Origin of the sequence: Ensifer sp. Root127 (assembly GCF_001425225.1) — a bacterium.
Classification (GTDB): Bacteria; Pseudomonadota; Alphaproteobacteria; order Rhizobiales; family Rhizobiaceae; genus Ensifer; species Ensifer canadensis.
Genome location: NZ_LMDX01000048.1, coordinates 1 through 1,540, shown reverse-complemented (window position 1 = coordinate 1,540; position 1,540 = coordinate 1). Strand labels below are relative to the sequence as shown.

2 protein-coding genes are annotated in these 1,540 nt (G+C 64.8%); both read right to left on the bottom strand.

The window, feature by feature from the left end; genetic code table 11:
- Positions 1-877 (bottom strand): VCBS domain-containing protein (locus ASD03_RS31205; RefSeq protein ID WP_200957369.1); only part of this gene is annotated, 877 nt, incomplete at its 3' end.
- On the bottom strand, positions 838-1,540 hold a 703-nt coding region (locus ASD03_RS31200; protein ID WP_200957367.1), incomplete at its 5' end, for a VCBS domain-containing protein. The genes ASD03_RS31200 and ASD03_RS31205, both read right to left, overlap by 40 nt.

Sequence of the window (1,540 nt, the reverse complement as noted above, 5' to 3'; positions counted from 1 at the left end):
CGCCGAGCGCGAAGGTGCCGAGGTAGCTGGGGCCCTGGGCCGTGAAGCCGGCGCTGTGGGTGTCGAGCGTGTCGACGTCGGCAAAAGTGACCGCGCCGCCCTGCACATGCACAACCGCATTCTCACCGACCGCGTTATCAGCTCGTTCCGTCACCGCACCGCTCTGCACCGCAGAGGTGATCACCGGTGCGTCATTCGTGCCGGTGATCACGATCGTCACCGTTTGTGTCGCGACGCCGCCATGGCCGTCATTGACGAGCACGGTGTACTTCTGCGTCAGCGTCTGGCCGGCCTGTAGCGAGTCCAGCACGCCGTCGGCAACCTTGAAGTTCCAGCCGACCGTATCAGTCGCCTGGTTCACCGCGCCGAGCGCGAAGGTGCCGAGATAACCGCCGCCTTGCGGCCAGAAGCTGGTGCTGTGGGTGTCGAGCGTATCGACGTCGGCAAAGGTTACCGCACCATTCTGCGCATGGACGACCGCATTTTCGCCGGCCGCCCCGTCAGCACGCTCCGTCACGGTAGCGCTTTGTGTACCGGACGTGATCACCGGTGCGTCGTTCGTCCCTAGGATTACGATCGTAACCGTCTGCGTCGCCGTGCCGCCATGGCCGTCATCGATGGTTACGTCATACTTCTGCATCAGGATCTGGCCTGCCTGCAGCGAGTCGAGCGCACCGTCGGCAACCTGGAAGTTCCAGCCGACCTTGTCGGTCGCCTGATTCAGCACGCCGAGCGAGAAGGTACCGAGATAGCCACTGCCCCCCGCTGCGAAGCTGGCGCTGTGCGCGTCGAGCGTATCGACGTCAGCAAAGGTTACCGCGCCGTTCTGCGCATGCGTTACCGCATTTTCGCCCACGGTACCGTCAAACCGTTCCACCACTGCCAACCGGACGTGATCACCGGGGCGTCGTTGGTGCCGGTGATGACGATCGTCACCGTCTGCACTGCCGTGCCGCCATGGCCGTCGTCGACGGTCACGTCATACTTCTGCGTCAACGTCTGGCCGGCTTGCAGCGAGTCCAACACGCCGTCAGCCACCTTGAAGCTCCAGCCAACCTTGTCAGTCGCCTGATTCACCGGGCCGAGCGAGAAGGTGCCGAGGTAGCTGGGGCCCTGTGCGGTGAAGCCGGCACTGTGGGTGTCGAGCGTATCGATGTCGGCAAAAGTGACCGCGCCGCCCTGCACATGCACAACCGCATTCTCACCGGCCGCGTTATCAGCTCGTTCCGTCACCGCACCGCTCTGCACCGCAGAGGTGATCACCGGAATGTCGTTCGTGCCGGTGATCACAATCGTCACCGTCTGCACTGCCGTGCCGCCATGGCCGTCATCGACGGTCACGTCGTACTTCTGCGTCAGCGTCTGGCCGGCCTGCAGCGAGTCGAGCACGCCGTCGGAGACCTGGAAGCTCCAGCCGACCGAGTCACCCGCCTGGTTCAGCGCGCCGAGCGCGAAGGTGCCGAGGTAGCTGGGGCCCTGGGCCGTGAAGCCGGCGCTGTGGGTGTCGAGCGTGTCGACGTCGGCAAAAGTGACCGCGCCG